The organism is Kitasatospora herbaricolor (assembly GCF_030813695.1).
In the GTDB taxonomy this organism is placed as follows: domain Bacteria; phylum Actinomycetota; class Actinomycetes; order Streptomycetales; family Streptomycetaceae; genus Kitasatospora; species Kitasatospora herbaricolor.
In genome coordinates this window covers 5,687,809-5,713,382 of record NZ_JAUSVA010000002.1, presented here as the reverse complement: position 1 = coordinate 5,713,382, position 25,574 = coordinate 5,687,809, and the positions used below count along the sequence as shown (strand labels likewise).

Here is a 25,574-nt window from a genome sequence, read left to right as displayed (position 1 = left end):
CCCCCGCCGGGGAGCGCCGCCGCGACACGGCCGGGCCCGACCCGGGCCCGCCCGGCTGTCCGGATCCGACCTGGAGGCAACACCCCATGCACCCGGTGCTCAAGCCCGCCCTCTCCCGCACCTGGCGGGACGCCGAGACCCTGCAGTTCGGCACCGTCCACCGCCACGCCGGAGTCGTCGAGCAGGCCGACGCGCCCTTCTGCTCCTTCCTCGGCCTGCTCGACGGCAGCCGGGAGCGGCCCGCGCTGCTGGACGCGGGTGAACGGCTCGGGCTCGGTCGCGACCGGACCGGCGACCTCCTCGACTCGCTGGAGAAGGCCGGCCTGCTGGACGACGCCGTGGCCGGCCGGGAGGCACTGGCCCGCTACCCGCAGCCGCACCGCGACCTGCTCGGCCCCGACCTGGCCTCGCTCTCCCTGGTGCACCCCGAGCCCGGGGCCGGCCCGGCCGTCCTCGGCGCCCGGGCCGCCGCCCGGGTCGAGGTCCGCGGCGCCGGACGGGTCGGCGGCGCCATCGCCGCCGTCCTGGCGGCCGGCGGGATCGGCGGCGTCACCGTGCTGGACACCGGGCGGGTCACCCCCGCCGACTGTTCCCCGGCCGGCCTGCCGCCCACCGAGGCCGGCCGGCTGCGGACCAGCGCCGCCCGCGCCGCGGTCGACCGCGCCACCGGCCGCGGGCCGGCCGGGCAGCCGCGCCGCGACCGGGCCGGCGGCCCGCCGCCCGCGCTCGTGGTGCTGGCGCCCCGCGACGGCAGCGGGGGCTTCGCCGGCGGCGCGGTCGAGGCCCGGCGGCTGATGCGGGCCGGGGTGCCGCACCTCTACGTGGGCGTCGTGGAGCACCTCGGCGTGGTCGGCCCGCTGGTGCTGCCCGGCGCCTCGGCCTGCGGCGGCTGCCTGGCGCTCAGCCGCACCGACGAGGACGCCGCCTGGCCCCGGCTGCTCGCCCAGCTCGCCGAGGACGGCCCCGGACGGCCCCGCACCCCCGCCTGCGACAGCGCCCTCGCCACCGCGGTGGCCGGGCTGGCGGCCCTGCACGTCCAGCTGTACGTCGACGGCGCCCGGCCGCCCAGCGTGGACGGCTGGTGCGAGATCTCGGCCGCGGACGGCTTCGCCCGCCGGCTGCGCCTGCCGGGCCATCCCGACTGCGGCTGCCTCTGGCAGCCGGCCGCGCACCGCTGAACCGGCGCCGCGGCGACAAGCGGCCACGGCCCGGGCACCGGCCGGGCACAGCCGCCGGCGGGGCCGGGGCCAGGGGTCCGGAGCCGCCACCCGGCCCGGTGCGGTGCCCGCCGGGTGCCGTACTGTCAGCGCTCCCGCACTATCCACAATTCGGCCGGGCCCGCCCGCCGAGCGGGCACAATGACGTAGTGACCGCCGTTCCTCAGGCCCCGCAGCTCGCGAGGGCCGCCGGGGGCGTCTGACTGGGAGGCCCGGGTGAGCGATCTTCCGCGCAAGGCAATGACCCGTACGGCAAAGCTCGCAGCTCTGCCGCTGGGGATGGCCGGCCGGGCCACGCTGGGCCTGGGCAGGCGGATCGGCGGACGCTCCGCCGAGGTGGTGACCGCCGAACTCCAGCAGGCCACCGCCGACCAGCTCTTCAAGGTCCTGGGCGAGCTCAAGGGCGGGGCGATGAAGTTCGGGCAGGTGCTGTCCGTCTTCGAGGCCGCGCTGCCCGAGGAGGTCGCCGGCCCCTACCGGGCCGCCCTGACGAAGCTTCAGGACGCCGCGCCGCCGATGCCCGCCGCCAAGGTGCACACCGCGCTCGCCGAGCGGCTCGGCAAGGACTGGCGGGAGAGATTCCGGAGCTTCGACGACAAGCCGGCCGCCGCCGCCTCCATCGGGCAGGTGCACCGGGCGGTCTGGCACGACGGCCGCGAGGTCGCGGTCAAGGTCCAGTACCCCGGCGCCGGCGAGGCGCTGCTGGCGGACCTGGCCCAGCTCAGCCGGGTGGCCTGGCTGCTCGGCCCGCTCATCCCCGGGCTCGACATCAAGCCGCTGATCACCGAGCTGCGCGAGCGGGTCGCCGAGGAGCTCGACTACGAGCTGGAGGCGCAGGCCCAGGGCCGGCACGCGGCGGAGTTCGCCGGCGACCCGGACATCGTCGTCCCGGGCGTGGTGGCCCAGGCCGACCAGGTCCTGGTCACCGAGTGGATGGGCGGCACCCCGCTCGCCGAGGTGATCGCCAACGGCACCCAGGAGGAGCGCGACCGGGCCGGCCACCTGCTCGCCCGCTTCCTGTTCGCCGGCCCGTCCCGGACCGGCCTGCTGCACGCCGACCCGCACCCGGGCAATTTCCGGCTGCTCAAGGACGACGGCCCGGCCGACGGCTGGCGGCTCGGGGTGCTCGACTTCGGCACCGTCGACCGCCTGCCGGGCGGCCTGCCCTCCCCGATCGGGGACTCGCTGCGGATGGCGCTGGCCGGCGACGCCTCGGGCGTCCTGGACATGCTCCGCGAGGAGGGTTTCGTCAAGCCCTCGATCCGGCTGGACCCGGACGCGGTGCTGGACTACCTGCTGCCGATCATCGAGCCGGCCACCGTGGAGACCTTCCACTTCACCCGGGCCTGGATGCGCTCCCAGGCGGCCCGGATCGCCGACCCGCGCTCGCCCGCCTACAACCTCGGCAAGCAGCTCAACCTGCCGCCCTCCTACCTGCTGATCCACCGGGTGACGCTGAGCACCATCGGCGTGCTCTGCCAGCTCGGCGCCAACGCACCGTTCCGCGCCGAGATGCTGGAGTGGCTGCCCGGCTTCGCACCGGCGGCCGCGCCGGGCACCACCCCGGAGCAGCTGAAGAAGCGCTGACCCAGCGTCCGGCCCGGTGGCCGGGCGCACGGCGATGGCCGCTCCCCCGGTTCGGGGGAGCGGCCATCGGCACGACGGGGGTGAACGCCGGAGCCCGTCGCACGGGCTCCGGGGGCTGCGGATTACATCACCGCGAGGGCGATCGCCTTGCGGGCCCGCAGGGAGGCCCGCTCGGCCTTCCGCATGAGCTTCTGGGCCCTGACGACCCGTAGGCCGAGGCGTTCGTGCTCGGCCTCCTGCAGGCGGTCCTGCATATGGGCGCGAGCCAGGGATTCGTGGAGGAGTTGCATCTCAAGGGTCCTGTTCTGGATCTGAAGTTCGGTGGTCTGCTCTGCGCGGACGGTGGGATCGACGGCGGCGGCGGTCATGTGGTGGTCCTGCTCGTGGTGCGTGCTCGGAAAGGGGATGCTGCGGGCTGCGTCCGCCTTGGCGGCGGCGAGGCGTACGGAGTGGCGCAGGGCACTGTCCAGCGGGGGCTGCTCTCCCCGGCGGACGGCGTCGGCACCGAGCGCGGGGTTCACGCGACGGCCTCGGTCTTGCGCGGACGGCCCCGGGGACGCTTGCGGGCGACGACGACGCCCTGGACGAAGAGCTCGCCACCCCAGACGCCCCACGGCTCACGCCGCTCCAGCGCACCGGCCAGGCAGGCCTCCTTGACCGGGCAGGCCCCACAGAGGGACTTCGCGTACTCGACGTCCGCCGGGGTCTCGGCGAAGAAGACCTCCGGGTCGAAGGCGCGGCACGGGATGGGAAGGCCCAGGGCCTCGGCGTCGTCGATCGCGGTGAGCTGCATGAGAGATACCTCCGGGGGGTCGGCCTGGTCGGCCTTGGTGATCTGGTCTGTCGTCGGTACGGACGGGAGGGGCGGTGTGATGACCGTGGACACTGTGGGCGTCTTCCTCGTCTTTTCAGTGGGTCCGGTTCAGCTGGCTGGTGGGGCCGAACCGGAGGCCCCGGAGGGCCTGGGTGGTCTTACGTACCGGACAAAACAGAAGGGCCGCGGATCCCGGTGTACGGGTTCCGCGGCCCTGGAGGGTGCCGACCTGATGCTGACTCAGGTGCGTTCTCTCCAGGGTTCAGGCCCGCGGAAGGCCCTGCTCCGGATGACCGAGGCGCCGATAAAGGCGGCCTTGGCCTGGTTGATCAGCTGCTCGTTCTGCTTCTGGGTGATTCCGGCACCGATGACCTGCGCATAGTCGCCATGCTTGGCGACTGCTACTGCTGCCTTCGGTGCCTGGATCGGTCGCTCGTCACGCAGATCGCGGGACATGGCGTCCGTCGCCCAGTCACGGGACAGACCCGTCTCGACGGCGCCGGCTCCCGTGCTGCCGCCAGTGTTCCCAAGGGCACTGACAACGGGCACGACGGAGACAACGGTGGTGTCGAGACCCAGACCGGCCGCGGCAAGCAGGGCGACAAGCGCCCGCTCGGGGGCAACGCACAGGGAGGTAGCGGCGACGGTCTGGCCAGTCAGTTTGGTGATCATCGTCTTGGTTTCCACTGTCTTCGCCTCCTCTCGGCGTCTCGCGGTGCCCAGTCCCCCGGGCTCCGGCTGTTCGGATGTCTGTCTCGGTGAAGCTTCTTCTCGGTCAGGCTCGTGGTCGCGCGTTGTGATACGCACGACACGCAGGGGAAGGCCGTTTCAGGAGTGACCCCGTACGGCTTGCGATCTCGTCCCCTTGACCGCTCCGGCAGGCTATTGCGCTCCATGCACGGCGCGCAAACTATTTTTCCGGCGAGTTTCGAAGTGCCCGCCGCGAGTGGCTCAGGCCGGCTCGTCCGACGTGTCGTCCGGAGCCTCTTCCGAGTCTGCCTCGGGCTCTTCCCCCGCACACAACGAGAGCACGGCGGCCCCGTACTTGTCCAGCTTCATGGCGCCCACACCCGAGATGACGGCCAGCTCGCGCTCGTTGGCCGGCACGTCCTCGGCGATCGCCATCAGGGTGGCGTCGGTGAAGACCACGTAGGCCGGCGCGCCCTGCTTCTTCGCCTGACCGGCCCGCCATTCGCGCAGTCGCTCGAACAGCGCCTCGTCCATCGAGGACGGGCAGCTCTCGCAGCGGCGCAGCTTGCGCTCGACGGCCTCGGTCAGGGTGCGGTCGCAGACGCGGCACTTGACCGGGCCGCGCGCCTTGCGGGCCGCCGGGCGCCCCTCGCCGAACTCGACGCCGCCCCGCCCGCCCCGGGCGCCGGAGCGCGAGCCGGGCGCGCCGGAGCCCGGGCGCAGCCCGTCCAGGAAGCGGGTGGGCTTGCGACTGGCCCGGCCTCCCGGGGAGCGGGAGAGCGACCAGGAGAGGGAGAGGTTGCGCCGGGCCCGGGTGACCCCCACGTAGAGCAGCCGGCGCTCCTCCTCCACCTGCTCGTCGGTCTTGGCGTAGATGATCGGCATGGTGCCCTCGGTGAGGCCGACCAGGAAGACGGCGTCCCACTCCAGGCCCTTGGCGGCGTGCAGCGAGGCCAGCGTGACCCCTTCGACCGCCGGGGCGTGCTGGGCGGCCGCCCGGGCGTCCAGCTCGGCCACGTAGGCGCTCAGGTCGCCGCTCTCGCCGGCCTTGTGCCGGGCCGCCTCGAACTCCTCGGCCAGCCGGACCAGCGCGGCCAGCGACTCCCAGCGCTCGCGGACCGCGCCGGAGCCGCCCGGCGGGGTCGCCGTGAAGCCCCGGGTGGCCAGCACCGCGCGGACCTGGGAGGCCAGGTCGGGGGCGTCGGCGGTCAGCGGGTCCGAACCGGCCCGGGCGGCGCCCTTGAGCAGCACCCCGGCCTCCCGGACCTCGGGCCGCTCGAAGAACCGCTCGGCGCCCTTCAGCTGGTAGGAGATGCCGAGGTCGGCGAGCGCCTGCTCGTAGACCTCGGACATGCCGTTGGTGCGGAACAGCACCGCGATCTCGCTGGCCCGGCAGCCGCCGCGCTCGGCGGGCAGGGCCAGCAGGTCCTTGATCCGGTGCGCGGTGCTCTCCGCCTCGGTGGGCTCGTCCGCGTACTCAACGTAGACCGGCTCCGGGCCGGCCTCGCGCTGCGAGACCAGCTCCAGCCGGTGCTGGGCGGCCTGGCCCCTGGCCTGGGCCAGCAGGCCGTTGGCGAGGTGCACCACCTGCGGGGTGGAGCGGTAGTCGCGGACCAGCTTCACCACCGTGGCCTCGGGGTGGCGGGTGCGGAAGTTCAGCAGGTAGTCGGGAGTGGCACCGGTGAAGGAGTAGATGGTCTGGCTGGCGTCGCCGACCACGCAGAGGCTGGCGCCCGGGCCGGTCCACTGGTCGAGCAGGCGCTGCTGGAGCGGGGAGACGTCCTGGTACTCGTCGACCGTGAAGTGCCGGTACTGGGCGCGCACCCGGTCGGCGATCTCCGGGCGGTCCTCCAGGATCGCGGCGGTCAGCAGCAGGACGTCCTCGAAGTCGATCACCGCGCGGTCGCGCTTGGTCTGCTCGTAGGTGGCGTAGACCCGGGCGATCTCGGCCGGGTCGCGCGGGGCCTCGCGGCCGGCCTTGAGGACGGCGGCCGCGTAGTCGTCGGGGACGATCTGGGTGACCTTGGCCCACTCGATCTCGCCGGTGAGGTCGCGCAGCTCGGTGCGCTGGACCCGCAGGCCGCAGCGCCCGGCCGCCTCGGCGACCAGCTGGACCTTGCGCTCCAGCAGCCGGGGCACCTCGCCGCCGACCGCGCGCGGCCAGAAGTACTGGAGCTGGCGCAGCGCGGCGGAGTGGAAGGTCCGGGCCTGGACGCCCTCGGCGCCGAGCTCGCGCAGCCGGCCGCGCATCTCGCCGGCGGCCCGGGCGGTGAAGGTGACCGCGAGCACCTGCTGCGGCTGGTAGACGCCGCTGCGCACGCCGTAGGCGATCCGGTGGGTGATGGCCCGCGTCTTGCCCGTACCGGCGCCGGCCAGCACGCAGACCGGGCCGTGCAGGGCGGTGGCGACGGCCCGCTGCTCCGGGTCGAGCCCGGCCAGCACCGCGTCGGCGCCGACGGGGGCCGGGCGGTCGTCGTCGTACGGGCTGCCGCTCAAGAGGTCTTCCTGCATGCAGTCCATCCTCTCAGCCCGGCGGGGGCGAACGACCGGGTCGCGGGTGCGGCCGGTGCGGACATCCTGGCAGGACGGGGTGACAGCGGCGGAAAGTTGTCCACAGACCCGGTACGACCGGAGGATGATCCCTTCGCCACCCGGCGCGCGTACTCGCGGTCACGCCCGGCGCACACGGAATGACCGAGTCGTTCCGTGCGTTCATCCCGAAGACCGCACGCCCCCTCCCGAAGGAGACCCCACCGATGTCCGGCAGCGTCACGATGTACAGCACGACCTGGTGCGGGTACTGCACCCGGCTCAAGGGCCAGCTGCAGCGCGAGGGGATCGGCTACACCGAGATCAACATCGAGGAGGACCCGGCGTCGGCGACCTTCGTCGAGTCGGTGAACAACGGCAACCAGGTGGTGCCGACGGTGCTGGTGACCCCGGCCGGCGGTGGCGAGCAGATCGTGATGACCAACCCGAGCCTGCGTCAGGTCCAGGCCGCGCTGGCGGGCTGATCCGCACCCCGGAAGTGCCGGGGCCCGCGGTCCTGGACCGCGGGCCCCGGCACTTCCCGCCCCGGCACTTCCCGCCCCGGCACTTCCCGCACCGGCCCCGCCGACGGCGGGCGCCGACCTGCGGCGGGCCGGGTCAGGACACGTCCGCCCGCACGCCGTCGGCCGCCCGCAGCTCCGTCCGGGCGGTGTCCACCGGCGTGGCCGGTGCGGGCAGGGTGGTCCGCGCCCCGAGGTCGCCGATGCCGTAGACCAACCGGCAGCGGTCCGCCGAGTAGCGGGTCTCGATCACCCGGACCGGTCCGCGCCGGTCGTAGGTGACCCGGGTCTGCACCACCAGCGGCACCCCCGGCCCGCCCTGGAACCACTGCGCCTCCTCGGGCCCGGGCATCCGCGCGACCATGTGGTCCACCGCGCCGATCTCGGTGCGGCCGAGCGCGGCGAGCACCGCCTCGTCCCCGCCCTCGACCTGGTCGGGTTCCATCAGCGGGGTGCCGGCGGCCAGCCCGGCGCGGTAGTGGCTCTCCTCGATGGAGTAGGGCTCGCGGTCCAGCATCCGCAGCTGGCGGCGCACCACGATCGCCTCACCGGGCCGCAGGCCGAGCCGCTCCGCGATGTCCACCCGGGCCCGGACGATCAGCATCTCGAAGTCGGACGTCAACTCCCGGCCTGCCTCGGCGGCCTCTTTCGTGTAGATGTCGGTGGGCGCGGCCAGGCAGTCCCGCTGCCCGGGCAGCAGGCTGGGCCCGTAGGCGCGGTGGTCCAGTACGGGGTGCTCCCGCAGGTAGGTGCCCTTGCCCTGGAGCCGGACCAGCCGGCCCTCGTTGACCAGCACGTCCACCGCCAGCCGGACGGTGTTGCGGGCCACCCCGTACTGCTTCTCCAGCTCGCCCTCGACCGGGAGCGGGTCGTCGGCGGTGAACTCGCCGGCGGCGATCCGGCGGCGCAGGTCCGCCGCGAGCCTCTGGTACTTGGGGGATTGGGCACTGCCCCGTGGGATTGTCACCCGAGTGAATGTAGCGATCGGGCTTCGCCGATTTCAGCCGAACCCGCCGGAACCGGCCGATCCGGCGGATTCCCTGATTGCCCGGGAGCGGGCCGGGCAGAACCGGACGGGCCGCTTTCGCGAGGCCGCCGGGGCGATTGCGAGGTCGTTGCCGGTGCCCCGCCCGGCCCGGGCGGGGGCCCGGGGGCGGGGCGGTGACCAGTGCGGTACTCCCCCGCGGGCGCCGGCCGGTCGCGGCCCCGTCCGACCGGCCGGGAAAACAGGCAGGAAATAGGGGCGCTCGGCCGATAGCCTCGCGCCCCTAATTTCGATCACACGCCCCTTCGTGGACAACCGAAGGCGCGATTCCGCCGCCGCTCCCGGCGGGCCGCCCCTACCAGCGGGCCGCCGCCGGCAGCGGTTCGCCGTACCAGAGCTCGACCAGGTGCCGGGCGATCGAGATCCCGGAGGGGGGCAGGATCTCCCCCGCCGCCATGCCGGCCCGCAGCTCCTCGCGGGAGAACCAGCGCGCCTCGGCCAGTTCCTCGCCGTCCACCGTGATCGCGGTGCCGCCCGGATCGGCCCGCCCCATGAAGCCCAGCATCAGGCTGCTCGGGAACGGCCAGGGCTGGCTCGCCACGTAGGAGACCTCGGCGACCCGAACGCCGGCCTCCTCGAAGACCTCGCGGGCGACCGCCGCCTCGATCGACTCACCGGGCTCGACGAAGCCGGCCAGGGTCGACCAGCGGCCCTCCGGCCAGATCGCCTGCCGGCCCAGCAGGCAGCGGTCCTGCTCGTCGGTGATCATCATGATCACCGCCGGGTCGGTGCGCGGATAGTGCTCGGCCGCGCAGGACGTGCAGCGCCGCAGGTGGCCGGCCCCGGCCTTCTCGGTCGGGTGCCCGCAGCGCGAGCAGAAGCTGTGCAGGCGGTGCCAGTGCTCCAGCGCGACCGCGTGCACCAGCAGCCCGGCGTCGCGGTCGGAGAGCATCGCCCCCACCTCGCGCAGCCCGGCCGGCCGGGCGTCGCCGTCGAGGCGCCCCGGCAGGGTCTCGCCGGCCAGCGCGAAGTAGGAGACGCCGTCGTCGTCGGTGCCGAGGAAGTAGCGGTCGCCCTTCTGCGGCGCCTCGAAGGAGGGCAGCAGCACCAGCTCGGTGCCCTCCTCGGTGTCCACCACGAAGGCCTCGCCGCCGGCGATCGGCAGCACCTTGGTGGTGGGGTGGCTCCAGGCCGCGGCGAGCCAGGGCTCGTCGACCCGGTGCTGCGCGGCACGGTCGACACCGGCCCTGGCCAGCGCGAGGGCCTTCGGACGTTCGGTCTCAGGCACGGTGCTCACTTAAGGTTCCATCCCCACGTGAAGAATCGTCAGGTCCGTCACTCGCTCTCGCCGCCCGGCCGCCAGGTCTCCGCCAGGTCGCCCCACAGGTAGGCGGTGGCCTCCACACCCTTGCGCAGCAGGTCCAGCTCGACCTTCTCGTTGACGGAGTGCCAGCCGTCCGAGGGCACCGAGATGCCCAGGAAGAGCACCGGCGCGCCGAGCACGTCCTGCAGGTCTGCGGCCGGCCCGGAGCCGCCCTCACGGGTGAAGAGGATCTTCTTCTCGAAGGCCCGCCCCATCGCCCGGACGGTGGACTGCAGCGCCGGGTGGTCCAACGGGGTCAGGCACGGCCGGGTCGCGCCGGGGAAGACCAGCTCGTACCGGATGCCGTCGGGCACCCGGGCCGCGACCCACGCCCGGACGGCCTCGCGGATCTTCTCGATCTCCTGTCCGGCGACCAGCCGGAAGGAGAGCTTGAGGTGCGCCGAGGCCGGCACGATGGTCTTGCCGCCGGGCCCGGTGTAGCCGCCCCAGATGCCGTTCACCTCGGCGGTCGGCCGGGCCCAGACCCGCTCCAGGGTGCTGTAGCCGGCCTCGCCCTGCGTCCCGTACGACTTGGCGACCCGCAGCCACTGGGCCTCGTCGAAGGGCAGTTCGGCGAAGAGTTCGCGCTCGCGGTCGGTCAGCTCGACGATGCCGTCGTAGAAGCCCGGGACGTCCACCCGGCGGTCCGCGTCGTGCAGGGCGGCCGCCAGCTCCGCCGCGACCGAGGCCGGGTTGGGGACGGCTCCGCCGAAGGAGCCGGAGTGGATGTCGGTGCCCGGGCCGAAGAGGTCGATCTGGGCGTCGGCCAGGCCGCGCATGCCGGTGCAGACGGTCGGGGTGTCCTCGGACCACATCCCGGTGTCCGAGATGATCACCACGTCGGAGGCGAGCCGCGCGGCCTCGCGCCGGACCAGGTCGGCGAAGTGCGGCGAGCCGGACTCCTCCTCGCCCTCGATCAGCAGCTTGAGGTTGACGGCGGGCGCGCTGCGGCCGGTCGCGGCCAGGTGCGCCCGCACCCCCAGGGTGTGGAAGAAGACCTGGCCCTTGTCGTCCGCGGCACCGCGGGCGAACAGCCGGCGGCCGACCACGGTCGGGGTGAACGGCTCGGTCGCCCAGCCGTCCTCCTTGGCCGCGGGCTGGACGTCGTGGTGGCCGTAGACGAGAACGGTGGGCGCGGACGAGTCCCCGGACGGCCACTCGGCGAACACCGCCGGCAGGCCGTCGGTCTCCCAGACCTCCGCCACCGGGAAGCCGGTCTCCCGCAGCTTGTCCACCAGCCACTCGGCGGAGCGGCGGACCTCCCCGGAGCGGCCGGGGTCGGCGGAGACGGAGGGGATGGCGAGCCAGTCGGCGAGATCGGCCAGGAAGGCGCTCTCGTGCTGCTCGATGAAGGTACGGACGACGCTGTCCGGAGTTCTCGTCATACGGACGACTTTAGTTCGCCCGTGCGGGTGCTCGCCCCGGACGTCCGCTCGCTGGTCGGCGCGGGGCCTGTAACCTCCGTCACCTCCCGGCCGCGGAGGGCGACCGGGAGGTGACGGAGGCGGGACGGGCGGGGGCGCTCAGCCGCTGGTCCGCAGCAGGGCGATCCGGGAGCGGGTCAGCAGCGCGGCCAGCGCCACCGCGACGAGCGGCAGCACCACCAGCGTGATCCCCATGGTCGTCCAGGGGAAGACCACCACCGTCCGGTCGACGGCCTCCTGCGGGCCCGCCCCCGGGTAGGACTCGGCCATCCCCTCCACCTTGCGCAGGGCCACCGCGGGCACCACCCCGCAGATGGTCCCCAGCACCGCGCCCATCGCCGCGATCACCCCGCACTGGAAGCCGGAGAGCGTCCGGCGGATCCGCGGGGCCGCGCCGACCGCCGCCAAGGTGGTCAGGTCACGCTGGGAGTCGGCCGCCGCCAGGCCGGTGGCGATGCCGGCCGCGCCGAGCGCGACCAGGGCGGCGAACCCGGTGAGCGCCAGGATGACCAGGTCACCGTCGGCCCGGTAGCCGCGCTCGACCTCGAACTGGACGCCCTCGCTGATCCGGGTCACGGCGGCCAGCGCCTTCTGCTCGGACGCGTCGCCGGGCGGGCTCTCCGGGAGCCAGACCGAGCCGGCGTCGGTGCTGGTCAGGCCGAGCCGCTGGACCACCTGCGGGGCGATCACGGCCTGGCTGTAGGTGATCGGCTGCGGCGAGGTCACCAGCACGGCGTCCACGGTGACCTGGTGGACGGTCGGCCGGACCGGGGGTCCGCTGCGGCCCACCGGGCCGCCGGCCACCGGCAGGGCCGCCGCGGAGGGGGAGGCGGACGCCGACGGGGACGGGCCGGCCGACGGACCCGCCGAGGGGGACGCGGCCGGGGACTGCGTCGACGACGACGGCGACGCCGACGCGTCCGGGCCGGGCGACTCGTCCCGGTACGGCTCGGTCAGGTCCAGCGTGATCTTGCCGTCCTTGAGGTACTTCGGGTCGAAGACCAGTGCCTTGCCGGCCGCCAGGGCCTGCTCGGCGGACTGGTCGTGGACCGCGAACAGGTTGTGCAGCAGCGTGCTGTCACCCACCTGGACCGACCCGAACGCGCCGCCCCGGTAGCTGGTGGCGGTCTCCCGGCAGCGCGGGTCCTTGCGCAGCTCGCGGAACTGCTCCGGCGTGGTCGCCGGTGCCAGGTCGAGATCCTCGGCCGGGCAGCGGAGCTCCTTGGGCACCGACACCTCCACGCTGCCGCAGCCGCCCCCCATGGACGCCTGGCAGTCGCCCATGTAGTTGACCCGCTGGACGTCGGCCCGCTGCCCGAGCCCGCCGAGGTTGCGGTCGACGGCCGTGCGCAGCTGCGGCAGCAGCTTGCCGTCCGCGGCCGGCCCCCAGCCGGCGGCCAGCGTGACCGCCCCGGCCGGCGCCGTGGCGACGTACTCCCGCCGGTTCTGCTCGTCGTTGCTCGCCGCGTAGACGCCGACCGCGACCGACCCGGCCACCGCCGCCATCACGGCGGCCACGGCGGGCGCGGTCCGGCCGCGGTGGCGGACCGAGTCGCGCAGCGCCAGCCGCGGCCCGAGCGGCAGCCGGCCGCCGAGCCGGCCGAAGAGGCCGACCAGCATCGGGGCGAGGGCGACCATGCCGAGTTCGGCGACCATCGAGCCGCCGAGCACGGCCAGGCTGCGGCTGCCGATGCCGGCCGTCGAGCCGAGCAGGGCCAGCGCGGCGCCGCCCGCCAGCATCAGCAGGCCGAGCGCCGCCAGCCGCTTGCTCGGCGGCTTGACCGAGCCGCGGCCGGTGAGCGCCGAGACCACGTCCTGCCGGGAGGCCTGGACGGCCGGGACGACGGCCGCGAGCAGACCGGTGATCAGGCCGATGCCCATCACCGCGACCAGGTCGAGCGGCTGGACGTCGAAGTGCCCGAAGCGCTGGCCGGCGTACTTCTCCGCCCACGGGCGCAGCACGGCGACCAGGCCGACGGCGACCACCAGGCCGGCCGCCGCGCCGGTGATGCCGAGGACGACACCGCCGCCCAGCACTACCGAACGGATGTGCGCGCGTTCACCGCCGCCGGCGGCGAGCAGGCCGAGCTGCCGCCGGGAGCGCCTGGCCCCGACGGCGAAGGCGGGGCCCGCGAGCAGCACGATCTCCAGCAGCGCCATGCCCGCGACGGTGGCCATGATGACCACGGCGGTCCGGTCGAAGTAGTCGCCCCCGCCGCCGCGCTGGTCCATCTGGGCGTAGTAGGGCACCTCGGAGCGGGCCGGCGGGTCCAGCAGGACGGTGCGCGAGGCGACCGTGAAGCCGTACTTGTTGAGCTCCTTGACCTTCGGCCAGTCGAGCACCGCGCCCTGCGGGAGCTTCACCAGCCAGTGCTGGTCCTGCTCGGCGCCGCCGCTCCTGCCGTTCTGGCGGGCACCGGGCAGCGCGCCCAGCGGGGCGACCAGCTCGCCGGGGCGCGCGATCAGGGCGGTGCTGTTGAGCTCGTTCGGGTACTCGACGGCGGCGGTGATGGTGTAGGGCGTCTGCTCCAGTCCGCGCGGGCTGGTGCGGTCGCCGATCTTCAGGTGCGCACGGTCCAGGAAGTCGCGGGTCGCCGCGATCTCGTGGGAGGCGGCGGGCACCCGGCCCTCCAGCACGGTGACCCGGCCCTTCCAGACCGGGTCGGCCAGGTCGGCCTCGCCGGTCTGCACGAGGAGCAGGCCGTCGGCGCTGGTGGTGGAGACGTAGGGGCCGTCGACGACCGGGATCAGGGTGCTGCCGGCCGGCAGCAGCTCGCGGACCAGGGTGGCCGGCACGGTCTCCTGGCTGCGCTTCTGCTCCGCGCCGAGCGGCTTGCCCTGCTCCGGCCCGTCGGACGTGCTGCCCTGGCTGGGATCGGGCGCCTGGAGCACCGTCCGGCCGGCGCCGGACAGCCGGATGTCGGCGTCGGCCTGGCCCATGGTGCGGACCACCCGCTCGCCCGGGTCCAGTTCGGTGCTGCGGAAGACGATGTCGGCCCCGGCGACGCCGAGGACCGGCAGTGCGACCATCGCGACGACCAGGGCGCTGCGGCCCTTGGCGCGCAGGGCGTCGCGGCGGGCGATGCGCAGGGCGACCCGCCAGGCGGTGAGCTTCACTCCTGCACCGGGCCCTTCACGCTGTTGGTCGCCGCCGAGACCAGCAGGCTGGCGGCGTTCTGGCTGACGCTCTCGTCCACCATCCGGCCGTCCCGCAGGAAGACCACGCGGTCGGCCCAGGCGGCGTGCCGGGCCTCGTGGGTGACCATCATGGCGGCGGCGCCCGCGTCGCAGCGGGACCGCAGGACGGCGAGCACCGACTCGCCGGTGGTGGAGTCGAGGGCGCCGGTGGGCTCGTCGGCGAGGACCAGGCGGCGGTCGCCGATCAGGGCGCGGGCGATCGCGACCCGCTGCTGCTGGCCGCCGGACATGTCGTCGGGGAAGCGGTCGGCGAGCTCCGGGATGCCGAGCTCCTCCAGGGCGGCGAGCGCCTCGCGGCGGGCCGCCCGGCCGGAGACGCCGTCGAGCTCGCGGGGCAGCGAGATGTTCTCGGCGGCGGTCAGCGCGGGGATCAGGTTGTAGTCCTGGAAGACGTAGCCGATGGAGCGCCGGCGCACCCGGGCGAGGTCCTTGCGGGAGAGCCCGCCGAGGGCCACGCCCTCGACCAGCACCTGACCGCCGGTCGGGGTGTCCAGGCCGCCCGCCAGGGTGAGCAGGGTGGACTTGCCGGAGCCGGACGGCCCCATCACGGCGACGAACTCGCCGGGGTGCACCAAGAGGTCGACCCCGCGCAGGGCCTGGACCTCGGAGGCCCCCTGCCCGTGCACCCGGGTGACGTGGTCCAGGTGCAGCACCGCTCCCGTCGTGTTCCTGGTCGGATCGGTCACTGTTTCCCCCTCGTGGGTCGGGCTGTGGGTTCGGGCTCGGGTCGGAGCCGGTGGGAGCGCGCCGGCCCGGTGTGGCCGGGCCGCGGCTCGTGCGGTCGGGTGGCCGCGGGCGTCCGACCGGCTCGCGGGCCGCTCGGGGCGGCGGGGCGGCGGGTGCCGGGGCGGCCCGACGGGCGGGCTGAAGGGCGACGGCCTCCGCGCGGGGCGCGGGCGGCCGGCGGTCGCGGCCGGGTTCGGCGATCGCGGCGGGGACGCCGGGGCGGGGCCTCGGCGCCGGGGTCCTTCGTGGACGTGGGTACGGGTGCGGGGTTGCGGGTGCGGGGTGAGGCCCGGTCAGCCTCGGAAGGCGCGGCGGCCGGCGCGGACGGGCGGTGCGTCCTTCGCCGGCGCCGGCCCGGTCCTGGGTTCCTCGGGCGCCGGCCTGGCGGCGTGTGCCTCGGCGTGCTGGGCGAGGCGGGTCTCGCAGTGGTCCAGCCAGCGCACCTCCGCCTCGGCCTGGAAGATCAGTTGGTCGAGGACGAGGAGCCAGGCGAGGTCGGAGCCGTCCTGGCGGCCGGCCTGCGGCCCGCTCTCGCCGGCCAGCGCACGGCCCTTGAGCCGGGTGTAGTCCTGGAGCGCCTTGATGCTGTGCCGGCGCTGGCTCTGGACGACGGCGGGCACGTCCACCCCCGGGACGGTCACCGCCATGGCCAGCTTGATCGCCAGTTCGTCCCGCGGCGGGTTGGTCCTGGGCACCGGGGTGTCGAACCAGTTGCGCAGTTCCGCGCGTCCCTCCTCGGTGACGGCGTAGAACTGGTGGCCCTCCTCGTCCTCACCGGCGGGCACCACCAGGCCGTCGCGCTCCAGCCGTCCGAGCGTGGTGTAGACCTGCCCGACGTTGAGCGGCCAGGTCGATCCGGTGCGCGCCTCGAACTCGGCGCGCAGCTGGTAGCCGTAGCGGGGGCCTTGGTCGAGCAGGGCCAGCAGACCGTGACGAATGGACATACCGAGTATGTATACCCGGTATGCCCTCCGCACTCAAGCCGCGCCCGCCCCCGCCGGCCCGCCACCGGTCCACACCACCGGCCGAACCGAACCGGGCCCCGACCCGGCCCCGGCCCGTCGTCCGCCGATCGCCCTCCCGTCGCCCGCCGATTCCCGGCCCGGCGCACCGACCCGGTAGCGTCGTGCGGTGTGAGCCAGTTGCGCATCGCCACCTTCAACCTGTTGCACGGTCAGCCGCTGGCCCCCGACGGCAGCCCGCTGGACCTCCCGCCCACGGCCGGCGACCCGCTCGCCGAGGCGATCGCCGGACTGGACGCCGACGTGCTGGCGATCCAGGAGGTGGACCGCCACCAGGAACGCTCCGGCCTGACCGACCAGGCCGCCGTCGCCGCCAAGGCGATGGGCGCCGCCGACTGGCGCTTCGCCGCCGCCCTGCACGGCCGCCCCGCCCCGGTGGCCGGCTGGATCCAGGACCGTAGCGTCGGCGGCCTGCAGGTGTACGGCCCGACCGAGGTCGGCACCGCCACCGACCTGCCCTCGTACGGCACGGCGCTGCTCACCCGGCTGCCCGTGCACCACTGGCGGGCCCGCCGCTTCGCACCGGCGCCGTTCGGGCTGCCGCTGCGGGTGGCCGGCCGGCGCGGCCTCACCCCCGTGCCGGACGAGCCGCGGGCGGCCCTGGCCGCCGTGCTGGAGGGCGAGCGCGGCCCCTTCACCGTGGTCGCCGCGCACCTGTCCTTCGTGCCGGGCTGGAACATGGCGCAGCTGGCCGGCATCCGCCGGTGGATCGCCGACCTGCCGCAGCCCTACCTGGTGCTGGGCGACTTCAACCTGATCGGCGCGGTGCCGCGCACCGTGCTCGGCGGGGCCACCGCGCTGGAGCGCTCCGGCCCGCGCCGGATGCGCGAGCTGCGCGCCGCCCGGCGGGCCCGGCCGGCCCTCGCGGAGCCGCGCCGGCGCCGGGGACGCGAGCCCAGGGCGCGACTGCAGGGCTGGCACGACCTGGCCAGGATCCCCACCTACCCCTCGCACCGGCCGGCCGTGCAGTTCGACCACGTGCTCGCGGTCGGCGTGCCGCGCGGCGCGGTCGGGGCCGCCCTGGCACCGCGCACCGCGGTCTCCGACCACCGGCCGCTGGTGGTGGAGGTCGGACTCTGACCGCTGACGGGACGCCCGGTCAGCGGTGCGCCAGCTGGCCGTTCTGGTGCGGGAGCACCGCGGCCGGGGTGAGCGGGTCGTACTGGAGCAGCAGCATGGCGGCGTCGTCGCCGAGCTGCCGGCCGACGTGGCGGACCACGTCCTCGTGCACCCGGTGCAGCACCTCGGCCGGGTGGCCCAGAGCGTGCGCCGGGAGGCGCTCGGCGAGCGGGTAGAAGGCGCCGGCGCGGTCCCGGGCCTCGACCACGCCGTCGGTGAAGAGCAGCACCCGGTCGCCCGGGCTCAGCAGGACCCGCTGCACCGGCGGGCAGACGTCGGCCGGGTCCAGGACGCCGAGCGGCGGGACGGTCTCGTCCAGCCCCAGCACCCGCACGCCCTCGCCCTCCCGCAGCAGCAGCGGCGAGGGGTGACCGCAGTTGGCGATCTCGGCGGTGCCGTCCGGCCCGACCCCGATCAGCACCAGCGTGACGAACTCCTCCTCCACCCCGGTGTGGTCGTTCTCGTGCAGGGCCCGGTCGAGGCTGACGGCCAGCCAGCCCGCCACCTTGTCCAGGGCGGGCTCCTGGTGGGCGGCCTCCCGGAAGGCACCGAGCACGGCGGCGGCGGTCTCGACCGCGTTCAGGCCCTTGCCGCGGACGTCGCCGACCACCGCCCGGACGCCGTGCCGGGTGTTGACCAGCTCGTAGAGGTCGCCGCCGATCCGGGCCTGGGCGGCGGCGGCCGCGTAGTGGACGGCCGCCCGGACGCTGCCGACCCGGTCCGGGACCGGCCGCAGCAGCACCCGGCGGGCGACCTCGGCCACCAGCTGGGCGTCGGCCAGGGCCTTCTCCTGACGCAGGCGCAGGGTGGCGCTGACCCAGCCGATGGCGGCGACCAGGACGATGGCGAAGACGGTGGCGCTGTGCACGGACTCGCCGAGCGAGTCGCTGGAGAGGGCCATCAGGAAGGCCGCCGCCTCGGTGCAGAGCCCGATCAGCAGCGGGTACCAGGTGCGGCGGCTGACCACGGCGGCCAGCGCGGGGACTGCGGTGAGGGCCGGTTCGACCGTCACCCCGGTGTCGGTGAAGTAGTTCAGGGCGACCACCAGCGCCATGCCGATGAACGGCAGCGCGAGCGCCGTCCTCGGCCAGGTGCCGGTACCGCCCGGAGCGGCCCCCGGGGTCGGCCCCGCGAAGCGCTCTCTGATCCATCCGGTCGCGCTCAACTTCGGTCTCTCCAGCAGAAGGTGCGGGCGCCCCGAGGGTTGCCTGCGGTGATGACTGAGGGTCAGGAGGAAGGGGCCTTGCTGGCGGCCGGAGTACGAGGTGACCGGTTACCGACCCCACAATAGGCGCGAAACGCGCATGGAGCACAGGTTTCGCGTGATCGTGTGACGACTTGGAAGCTCTCTGTGACTCATTCTTCACTGTTCCCGATCAGGAGCCGTTCCAACTCTTTTCGGCCAGGAAGTCCTGCCGGTTGTTCGATCCGACCGCTGCGGACGTACAGGAACGAAGCCGTGACCTGCTCCGGCGGGACCCCGGCCTGTTCGGCCCAGGCCACCCGGTAGACCGCCAGCTGGAGCGGGTCCGCGGTCTCCTCCCGGTTGGTCTTCCAGTCCACCACTTCGTAGCGTGACACTCCCGCCGCTCCTGACTCACTGTCATCACTGCGGTACACCGCGTCGATCCGGCCGCGCACCGCCCGGCCCGCCAGCACCAGCTGGAACGGCGCCTCGACCCGGTACGGCGTCCGGCGCGCGTACGGGGTGCGCAGGAACGCCTCCTTGAGCAGCTCCAGGTCGCGTTCGTCCTCGATGCCGTCGTCGTCCGTGCCCGGCAGCGCGTCCGGCTCGACCAGCAGCAGCGGCTCGATCCTCGCCTGCACCCAGGCGTGGAAGCGCGTCCCGCGGCGGGCGGCCGGCTGCGGCGGCCGCGGCATCGGGCGGGCGAGGTCCCGGGCGAAGCCGTCCGGGTCGGCGGCGAGCCGCATCAGCTGGGTGGCGGACAGGGCCGCCGGCAGCGGCACGTCCCGGACGCTGCGCCGGGACCGCTCCAACTCGCCGAGCAGGGCGTCCAGGTCGCGGTCCCAGGAGTCGGTCCGGCGCTGGTCCTCGGGGGCCATCCGCTCGGGCCCGGGCGCCGGCTGCCCGGCGAGCCGGCGGCGCACCACGTCGGCGACCCGGCGCCGGGCGTGCTGGGCGTCCGGGTCCAGCGGCAGCGGCCAGGGGCGCTCCACCGAGGCGGCCAGCGCCGGGTTCTCGGCGTCCTTCGACGGCTCCTCGACCCAGTGCTCGATCTCGCCGTTGCCCGGCCGCTCGCAGTGCCGGCGGATGTCCAGCAGGAACTCGGACGGGCCACGGCGCCGCTTCTGGCTCGGCCCCCACCAGTGCCCGGAGGCCAGCAGCAGGCCGCGCGGGCGGGTGAACGCCACGTAGCCCAGGCGCAGTTCCTCGGTCGCGGCGTGCGCGGACATGGCGTTCTTGAAGGCGGTCATGCTCCGGCCGGTCCAGTCACCGCGCACGTCGGGCAGGGTGGCGGCGTCCCCGCGCAGTGCGTGCGGCAGGACCCGCTTGGTGCTGGTCCAGCGCTCGCGCGCGGTCGAGGACGGGAAGCTGCCCTTGACCAGCCCGGGCACCGCGACCACGTCCCATTCCAGCCCCTTGGACTTGTGGGCGGTGAGCACCTTCACGGTGTCCTCGCCGCCGGGCAGGCTGCTGTCCAGGCCGCGCTCGTACTCCTGGGCGGCGCGCAGGAACCCCAGGAAGGCCGGGAGCCCCGGATCCCCGTCCAGGTCGGCGAAGCCCGCCGCGACGTCCAGGAAGGCGTGCAGCGTCTCGCGGCGACGGGCGGCCAGGGCCAGCGGCGAGGCGGCCAGCTCGACCTCCAGTCCGGTGACGGTCAGCACCCGGTGCAGGACGTCCATCAGCGGGTCGGCCAGCGACCGGCGCAGCTCGCGGACCTCCCGGGCGAGGCGGGCGAACCGGATCCTGGCCTCGGGCGAGAAGGCCAGTTCGTCGGGCTGCTCGGCGTCCAGGAAGGTCTCCAGCGCGTCGGCCAGCGAGACCACCTCGGTCGGGTCGGTGTCGGCGACGGCCGCCGCCAGCGCGTCCACCCCCGCCGGGCGGCCGGTGCGGACCAGGTCGGCCGCGCGGCGCCCGAGCAGCGCCAGGTCGCGCGGGCCGATCCGCCAGCGCGGGCCGATCAGCAACCGGACCAGCGCGGCGTTGGCCGTCGGGTCCTGCAGCACCTCGCAGACCGCCACCAGGTCGGCCACCTCGGGCAGTTGCAGCAGCCCGCCGAGTCCCACCACCTCCACCGGGACCTCCCGCGCCACCAGCGCGGCGTGGATGTCGGGGAAGGCCGCCCCGCCCCGGCAGAGCACCGCGATCCGCCCCGGCGCGGTGCCGGTGCGCACCAGGTGGGCGACGGAGTCGGCCAGCCAGTCGATCTCCTCGGCGTGGGTGGGCAGCAGCGCGGCCCGGACGAAACCGTCCTGCTCGGCGCCGGGCGCGGGACGCAACGCCTCCACACCCTCGTGCATCGCCCGGAGCGGCTCGGCCAGCTCGTTGGCGAAGGCCAGCAGCCGGCCGCCGCTGCGGCGGTTCTCGCTGAGCGAGTAGCGGGCGGCCGGGGTGCCGTCGCGCCGGGGGAAGTGCAGGGGGAAGTCGTCCAGGTTCGCCACCGAGGCGCCGCGCCAGCCGTAGATCGCCTGGCAGGGGTCGCCGACCGCGGTGACCGGGTGGCCGCCCTCACCGGGCGCGCCCGCCGGCCCGCGGCCGAAGAGCCCGGCCAGCATCAGGCGCTGGGCCACCGAGGTGTCCTGGTACTCGTCGAGCAGGACCACCTTGTACTGCCCGCGCAGCACCGCCCCCACCTCGGGCCGTTCCTGGGCCAGCCGGGCGGCGGCGGCTATCTGGTCGCCGAAGTCCATCAGGCCGGCGGCCCGCTTGCGGCGCCGGTACTCCTCGACCAGCCGCAGCAGCTCCTGCCGGGCCCGCGCCGCAACCGGGACGGCCCGCAGGTCGTCGTTGGTCAGCCTCACCCCGGCCAGGGTGTCGAGCAGCGCGGAGTCCCAGGCGCGCAGCTCCGCCGGCTCGGTGAGGTGCTCGGCCAGCTCGCCGTCGAGTGCGATCAGGTCGGCGACCAGCGCGGAGAAGGTGCCGGTCAGCGCCGGGAACGGGCCGCGCTCGGAGCGCAGCACCTTGGCGGCCAGCTGGAACCGGGTGGCGTCGGCCAGGAGCCGGACCTCCGGCTCGATGCCGATCCGCAGCCCGTGCTCCTTGAGCAGCCGCCCGGCGAAGGCGTGGTACGTGGAGATCTCGGGCAGTCCCAGCGGCTCCTCGCCGGGGCCGCCGGTGTCGTCCGGCTCCAGGATGCGGGCGCTGTACAGGGCCGTCCGGACCCGCTCGGACAGCTCGCCGGCCGCCTTGTTGGTGAAGGTCAGGCCGAGCACCTCCTCCGGCCGGACCGCGCCCGAACCGACCAGCCAGACCACCCGGGCCGCCATCACCGTGGTCTTGCCGGAGCCCGCGCCGGCCACGATCACGGCCGGCTCCAGCGGCGCCCCGAGGGCCCGCATCTGCTCCGGGTTGAAAGGGATGCCGAGCAGCTCCTTGAGCTGGTCGGGGTGGTCGAGCACGGCATTCACCCCCCCACGCTAACCGGCGCCGCGGACAGCGGGTGCCGCCCGCCGGGCCGCCCGGTCGGCAGGGTACCGCCGGGCCGGGCCTCCCGACCGGCGGCGCGCCGTCCCGGCCGGGCCGATCGATCGGCCCGGCTACTCGATCAGCTGCGCGCCGTCCCGCTGCGCGGAGCAGCTGCGGCGGAAGGAGCACCGGTCGCAGCCGGTGCCGGTGGCCGGCACGAAGCGTTCGGCGAGGACCCGGCCGGCGGCGTCGGCCAGCAGGTTCTCGATCCACGGCTCGCCGTCCGGGGGTGCCTGCTGCTGGACCTTGGGACCGTCCGGCAGGGCCTTGTCGGCCGCCCGCAGGTGCACCAGCTCGGCCCCGCCGGGCATCGGCGGGCCCGCCTCGAAGCCGGGCAGCTCGTTGAGCGCGCCCGCCCGCACCGCCAGCTGGTAGACGGCGAGCTGCTTGTGCTCGGGCAGCGACTTCTCGGTGGGTATCTGCTTGCCGGTCTTGAAGTCGACGACGTAGGCACGCCCGGCGTCGTCCTTCTCGACCCGGTCCATCGAGCCGCGGATCTGCACCGCGACCCCGCCCACCTCCAGGGTGACGTCGAAGCCGTGCTCGGTGGCGACCGTGCTGCGGCCGCGCTCCAGGACGTGCCAGTTCAGGAAGCGCTCCAGCGCGGCCCGGGCCTCGTGCTTCTCCTGGTGGGACTTCCAGGGGGCGTCGAAGGCGAGCGCGTCCCAGACCGTGTCCAGCCGCTCCATCAGCACGGCGAGGTCCGCGGGGGTGCGGCCGGAGCCGACCTCGTCGGTGAGCGCGTGCACCACGTTGCCGAAGCCCTGGGCGGCGGAGCTGGTGGTGCGCGCCTTCACCTCCTTGTCCAGGAACCACTGCAGGGAGCAGTTCTCCAACTGCTCCAGGCCACTGCCGGAGAGCCGCACCGGTACGTCGGGCCGGCGCAGCGGGTCGGGGGCGGCGGTGGCGTCGTCCAGGCCCCACCAGCGGTCGGGGTGCGCCACCGGCACCAGCGGCAGGCCGTCCTCGTCGGCCGCGGCGGCCAGCCGGGCGAGCCGCTCGGCGGCGGCCCGGCGCAGCTCCGGGGAGCGGTGCGGGTCGACGGTCACCGCGCGCAGCTCGGCGACCAGCGCGGGCACCGAGAGCGGCCGGCGCGGGCGGTGGGTGACGTCCTCCACCACCACCTGCGGGGTGCGGCGCAGCACCCGGCCGGTCCTGGGGTCGAGCTCCTCGCGGTACAGCTCGCGCAGGAACCGGGAGGGTTCGTCGCCGTCCTCGGCGGGCGCCTTGACCGCGGTGACGATCAGCCGCTCCTTGGCCCTGGTCGCGGCCACGTAGAAGAGCCGGCGCTCCTCGCCGAGCAGGGCGGCCGGGGAGAGCGGCTCGGCGAGGCCGTCGCGGCCGATCCGGTCGGCCTCCAGCAGCGAACCGCGCCGGCGCAGGTCGGGCCAGAGGCCGTCCTGGACGCCGGCCACCACGACCACCCGCCACTCCAGGCCCTTGGAGCGGTGCGCGGTCATCAGCCGGACGGCGTCGGGGCGCACCGCGCGGACGGTCAGGGTGTCCGCGGCGATGTCCTGCGCCTCCAGCTCGGCGAGCAGGTCGAGGGCGCTGCGATGGCCCGTGACCTGCTCCTCGGCCCGGGCGGCGGTCTCGAACAGCGCGCAGAGCGCGTCCAGGTCGCGGTCGGCGTTGCGGCCGCCGGCGCCGCCGCGCAGGGCGGCCCGCTCCAGCCGCTCGCGCCAGCGGCGGCTGCCGTCCCAGAGCGCCCAGAGCGCCTCCTCGGCGGTTCCGCCGCCGGCCAGCAGCTCGCGGACCTTGCGCAGCAGCATGCCCAGGTCGCGGGCCCGGCGGGCGTACGAGGGGTCCATCGCGACCAGCCGCTCGGGCTCGGCCAGCGCCTCCCGGATCAGCTCCTCGGCGGGGCGGACGGTGGCGGCCGCCGGGCGGGCGGAGCCGCTCTGCTCGGCCGCGCGCAGCACCTGCCGCTCCTCCTCACGCAGCGCGCGGCCGAGCCGGCGCAGGTCGGAGCCGTCCATGCCGCCGAGCGGGCCGGTGAGCAGGGTACGGGCGAGGTCGGCGGTGAGCGGGCCCTGGGCGGCCGGACCGGCCGCCTGCTCGTCCGTCAGCCCCTCCTTTGGGTCATCCGCCGGACCGTCCTCGGGCCCCTCCTCGGGCCGGGAGTCGTCCTCGTCCTCGCCCCCGGCCCGGGCGGTGTCGGCGAACCGGCTACCGGGCCGGTCCAGCGCCGCCTGTTCCGCGCAGACCCGCAGGGCGAGCAGCAGCGGCGTCACCGCCGGCTCCTCGCGCAGCGGCACGTCGTCGCCGTCGATCTCCAGCGGGACGCCCGCCGCGCTCAGCGCACGCCGGACCCCCGGGATGGAGCGGCCGCCGGCCCGGACCAGCACCGCCATCTCGCCCCACGGCACGCCGTCCTCCAGGTGCGCGCGGCGCAGCAGGTCGGCGACGCTGTCCAGCTCGGTGCCGGGGGTGGCATAGGTGTACACCTCCACCCGGCCGCCCTCGCGGGAGGGCAGCAGGGCACGGTGCTGGGCGAGCTTGTCGGCGGGCAGCCGGCCCATCGGCATCCGGCGGGCCAGCTCCCGGGATGCGGCCAGCAGGACCGCGCCGGAGCGCCGGGACACCCGCAGCACCAGGACGTCGGCCGGGCTGCCGTCAGCCTTCGGGAAGGCCTGCGGGAAGTCGAGGATGCCGTTGATGTCGGCGCCGCGGAAGGCGTAGATCGACTGGTCCGGGTCGCCGACCGCGACCAGGTCGCGCCCGCCGCCGGCCAGCTGCCGCAGCAGCCGCACCTGGGAGGGGTCGGTGTCCTGGTACTCGTCGACGAACACCACGTCGTAGCGCCGGCGCAGCTCGTCGCCCACCTCGGGACGCTCGGCGAGCAGGACCGCCCGGTGCACCAGCTCGGCGTAGTCGAGCACGCCGCGCAGGTCCAGGACGTCCAGGTAGTCGGCCAGGAAGTGGGCGGCGGCGGCCCAGTCCGGGCGCTGCACCCCGTCGGCGAAGCGCTTCAGCTCGGCCTCGCCGAGACCGAGCTCACGGCTGCGGGCGAGCACCGCGCGGACCTCGTCGGCGAAGCCGCGGGTGGTCAGGCAGGCCCGCAGGTCGAGCGGCCAGCTGATCCGGCCGGCGCCGAGCCGGGCGTCCTCGGCGCCGCCGGCCAGCAGCTCGCGGACCATCACGTCCTGCTCGGGGCCGGAGAGCAGGCGCAGCGGCTCGGCGTAGGCCTCCGGGTCCTGGTGGGAGCGGAGGAGGGCGTAGCAGAAGGAGTGGAAGGTGGTCGCCTGCGGCGACCGGAGCACAGGCGCCTGCGGCGACCGGAGCACAGACGCGGGAACCTGCGGCGACCGGAGCACAGGCGCGGGAACCTGCGGCGACCGGAGCACAGACGCGGGTGCCTGCGGCGACCCGGGCGTAGCTGCCTGCGGCGCCCCGGGGGCAGGCGGCGTGGCTGCCTCGGGCGCCTGCCGCGCCGCCGGCACGGTCGCCCGCGGTGCGGCCGCGGCGGTACCGATCCGGGCGGACATCCGGTCCCGGAGCTCCATCGCGGCCTTGCGGCTGAAGGTCAGCACCAGGATGCGCTCGGGGTCGGTGCCCTGCTCGATCCGCCGGGCGACCGCCTCGACCAGGGTGGTGGTCTTGCCCGTCCCGGGGCCCGCGAGCACCAGCAGCGGGCCGCCGGCATGCTCGACCACCGCCTGCTGGTACGGGTCCAGCACGGGCGGGGCGGGCTGTGCGAGCGGGCTGCGCACCAAACGGTAGGGGGAGGT

The 25,574-nt window shown here is 75.2% G+C and carries 17 protein-coding genes; 4 read left to right on the top strand and 13 right to left on the bottom strand.

From position 1 onward, the window contains the following. The first annotated feature begins 86 nt into the window (after nt 1-86). Complete coding sequence (locus J2S46_RS25335; RefSeq protein WP_191289422.1) at nt 87-1,178, top strand: ThiF family adenylyltransferase; 1,092 nt, start codon at nt 87-89, stop codon at nt 1,176-1,178. A gap of 255 nt (nt 1,179-1,433) precedes the next feature. Beyond that, nucleotides 1,434-2,804 (top strand): ABC1 kinase family protein, encoded by a 1,371-nt coding sequence (locus J2S46_RS25330; RefSeq protein ID WP_191289421.1) that lies wholly within the window; start codon nt 1,434-1,436, stop codon nt 2,802-2,804. A gap of 122 nt (nt 2,805-2,926) precedes the next feature. On the opposite strand, the gene J2S46_RS25325 is transcribed toward J2S46_RS25330, so the two are convergent. From J2S46_RS25325 to J2S46_RS25310, 4 genes are all read right to left on the bottom strand, one after another. Next, nucleotides 2,927-3,325 carry a putative WhiB-interacting protein gene (locus J2S46_RS25325; protein ID WP_191289613.1) on the bottom strand — a complete coding sequence of 133 codons (399 nt, stop codon included), beginning with the start codon at nt 3,323-3,325 and terminating at the stop codon, nt 2,927-2,929. Further along, nucleotides 3,322-3,678, bottom strand: coding sequence for a WhiB family transcriptional regulator (locus tag J2S46_RS25320; protein WP_073926372.1), 357 nt, complete (start codon nt 3,676-3,678; stop codon nt 3,322-3,324). Before J2S46_RS25320 ends, J2S46_RS25325 begins: the two co-directional genes overlap by 4 nt. Before the next feature lie 180 nt (nt 3,679-3,858). Next, nucleotides 3,859-4,305, bottom strand: coding sequence for a hypothetical protein (locus tag J2S46_RS25315; RefSeq protein ID WP_191289420.1), 447 nt, complete (start codon nt 4,303-4,305; stop codon nt 3,859-3,861). Between the two features lie 264 nt (nt 4,306-4,569). Continuing rightward, nucleotides 4,570-6,819 carry an ATP-dependent DNA helicase UvrD2 gene (locus J2S46_RS25310; protein ID WP_229912596.1) on the bottom strand — a complete coding sequence of 750 codons (2,250 nt, stop codon included), beginning with the start codon at nt 6,817-6,819 and terminating at the stop codon, nt 4,570-4,572. 245 nt (nt 6,820-7,064) lie between these two features. Between J2S46_RS25310 and J2S46_RS25305 the strand changes: the two genes are divergently transcribed. Then, nucleotides 7,065-7,322 carry a mycoredoxin gene (locus tag J2S46_RS25305; RefSeq protein WP_073926227.1) on the top strand — a complete coding sequence of 86 codons (258 nt, stop codon included), beginning with the start codon at nt 7,065-7,067 and terminating at the stop codon, nt 7,320-7,322. Nucleotides 7,323-7,455: 133 nt separating this feature from the next. Here the strand turns inward: J2S46_RS25305 and J2S46_RS25300 are convergent, their stop codons facing one another. The 6 genes from J2S46_RS25300 to J2S46_RS25275 form a co-directional block, all read right to left on the bottom strand. Beyond that, on the bottom strand, nt 7,456-8,325 hold the full coding sequence (locus J2S46_RS25300; protein ID WP_191289419.1) for a GntR family transcriptional regulator: 870 nt from the start codon (nt 8,323-8,325) through the stop codon (nt 7,456-7,458). A gap of 373 nt (nt 8,326-8,698) precedes the next feature. Then, nucleotides 8,699-9,640 carry an NAD(+) diphosphatase gene (gene nudC, locus J2S46_RS25295; RefSeq protein WP_191289418.1) on the bottom strand — a complete coding sequence of 314 codons (942 nt, stop codon included), beginning with the start codon at nt 9,638-9,640 and terminating at the stop codon, nt 8,699-8,701. 38 nt (nt 9,641-9,678) lie between these two features. Then, nucleotides 9,679-11,091 (bottom strand): M20/M25/M40 family metallo-hydrolase, encoded by a 1,413-nt coding sequence (locus J2S46_RS25290; protein ID WP_191289417.1) that lies wholly within the window; start codon nt 11,089-11,091, stop codon nt 9,679-9,681. Nucleotides 11,092-11,229: 138 nt separating this feature from the next. Beyond that, nucleotides 11,230-14,247 carry an FtsX-like permease family protein gene (locus tag J2S46_RS25285; RefSeq protein WP_191289416.1) on the bottom strand — a complete coding sequence of 1,006 codons (3,018 nt, stop codon included), beginning with the start codon at nt 14,245-14,247 and terminating at the stop codon, nt 11,230-11,232. Next, entirely contained in the window at nt 14,244-15,014 is a 771-nt protein-coding gene (locus J2S46_RS25280) for an ABC transporter ATP-binding protein (RefSeq protein WP_229912595.1), read from the bottom strand. The genes J2S46_RS25285 and J2S46_RS25280 overlap by 4 nt, the downstream gene beginning before the upstream one ends. A 333-nt stretch (nt 15,015-15,347) precedes the next feature. Next, nucleotides 15,348-15,998, bottom strand: coding sequence for a PadR family transcriptional regulator (locus J2S46_RS25275; protein ID WP_191289415.1), 651 nt, complete (start codon nt 15,996-15,998; stop codon nt 15,348-15,350). A 189-nt stretch (nt 15,999-16,187) separates the two neighbouring features. Here J2S46_RS25275 and J2S46_RS25270 point away from each other — a divergent pair, with 189 nt between their 5' ends. Further along, a complete protein-coding gene (locus J2S46_RS25270) occupies nt 16,188-17,156 on the top strand; it encodes an endonuclease/exonuclease/phosphatase family protein (RefSeq protein WP_191289414.1) in 969 nt (322 codons plus the stop codon). Nucleotides 17,157-17,175: 19 nt separating this feature from the next. Here the strand turns inward: J2S46_RS25270 and J2S46_RS25265 are convergent, their stop codons facing one another. The 3 genes from J2S46_RS25265 to J2S46_RS25255 form a co-directional block, all read right to left on the bottom strand. Further along, nucleotides 17,176-18,360 carry a PP2C family protein-serine/threonine phosphatase gene (locus J2S46_RS25265; protein ID WP_191289413.1) on the bottom strand — a complete coding sequence of 395 codons (1,185 nt, stop codon included), beginning with the start codon at nt 18,358-18,360 and terminating at the stop codon, nt 17,176-17,178. 191 nt (nt 18,361-18,551) lie between these two features. After that, entirely contained in the window at nt 18,552-21,785 is a 3,234-nt protein-coding gene (locus tag J2S46_RS25260) for an ATP-dependent helicase (RefSeq protein ID WP_229912594.1), read from the bottom strand. A 129-nt stretch (nt 21,786-21,914) separates the two neighbouring features. Then, entirely contained in the window at nt 21,915-25,499 is a 3,585-nt protein-coding gene (locus tag J2S46_RS25255) for an ATP-dependent helicase (RefSeq protein ID WP_370882331.1), read from the bottom strand. Between the last annotated feature and the right edge of the window lie 75 nt (nt 25,500-25,574).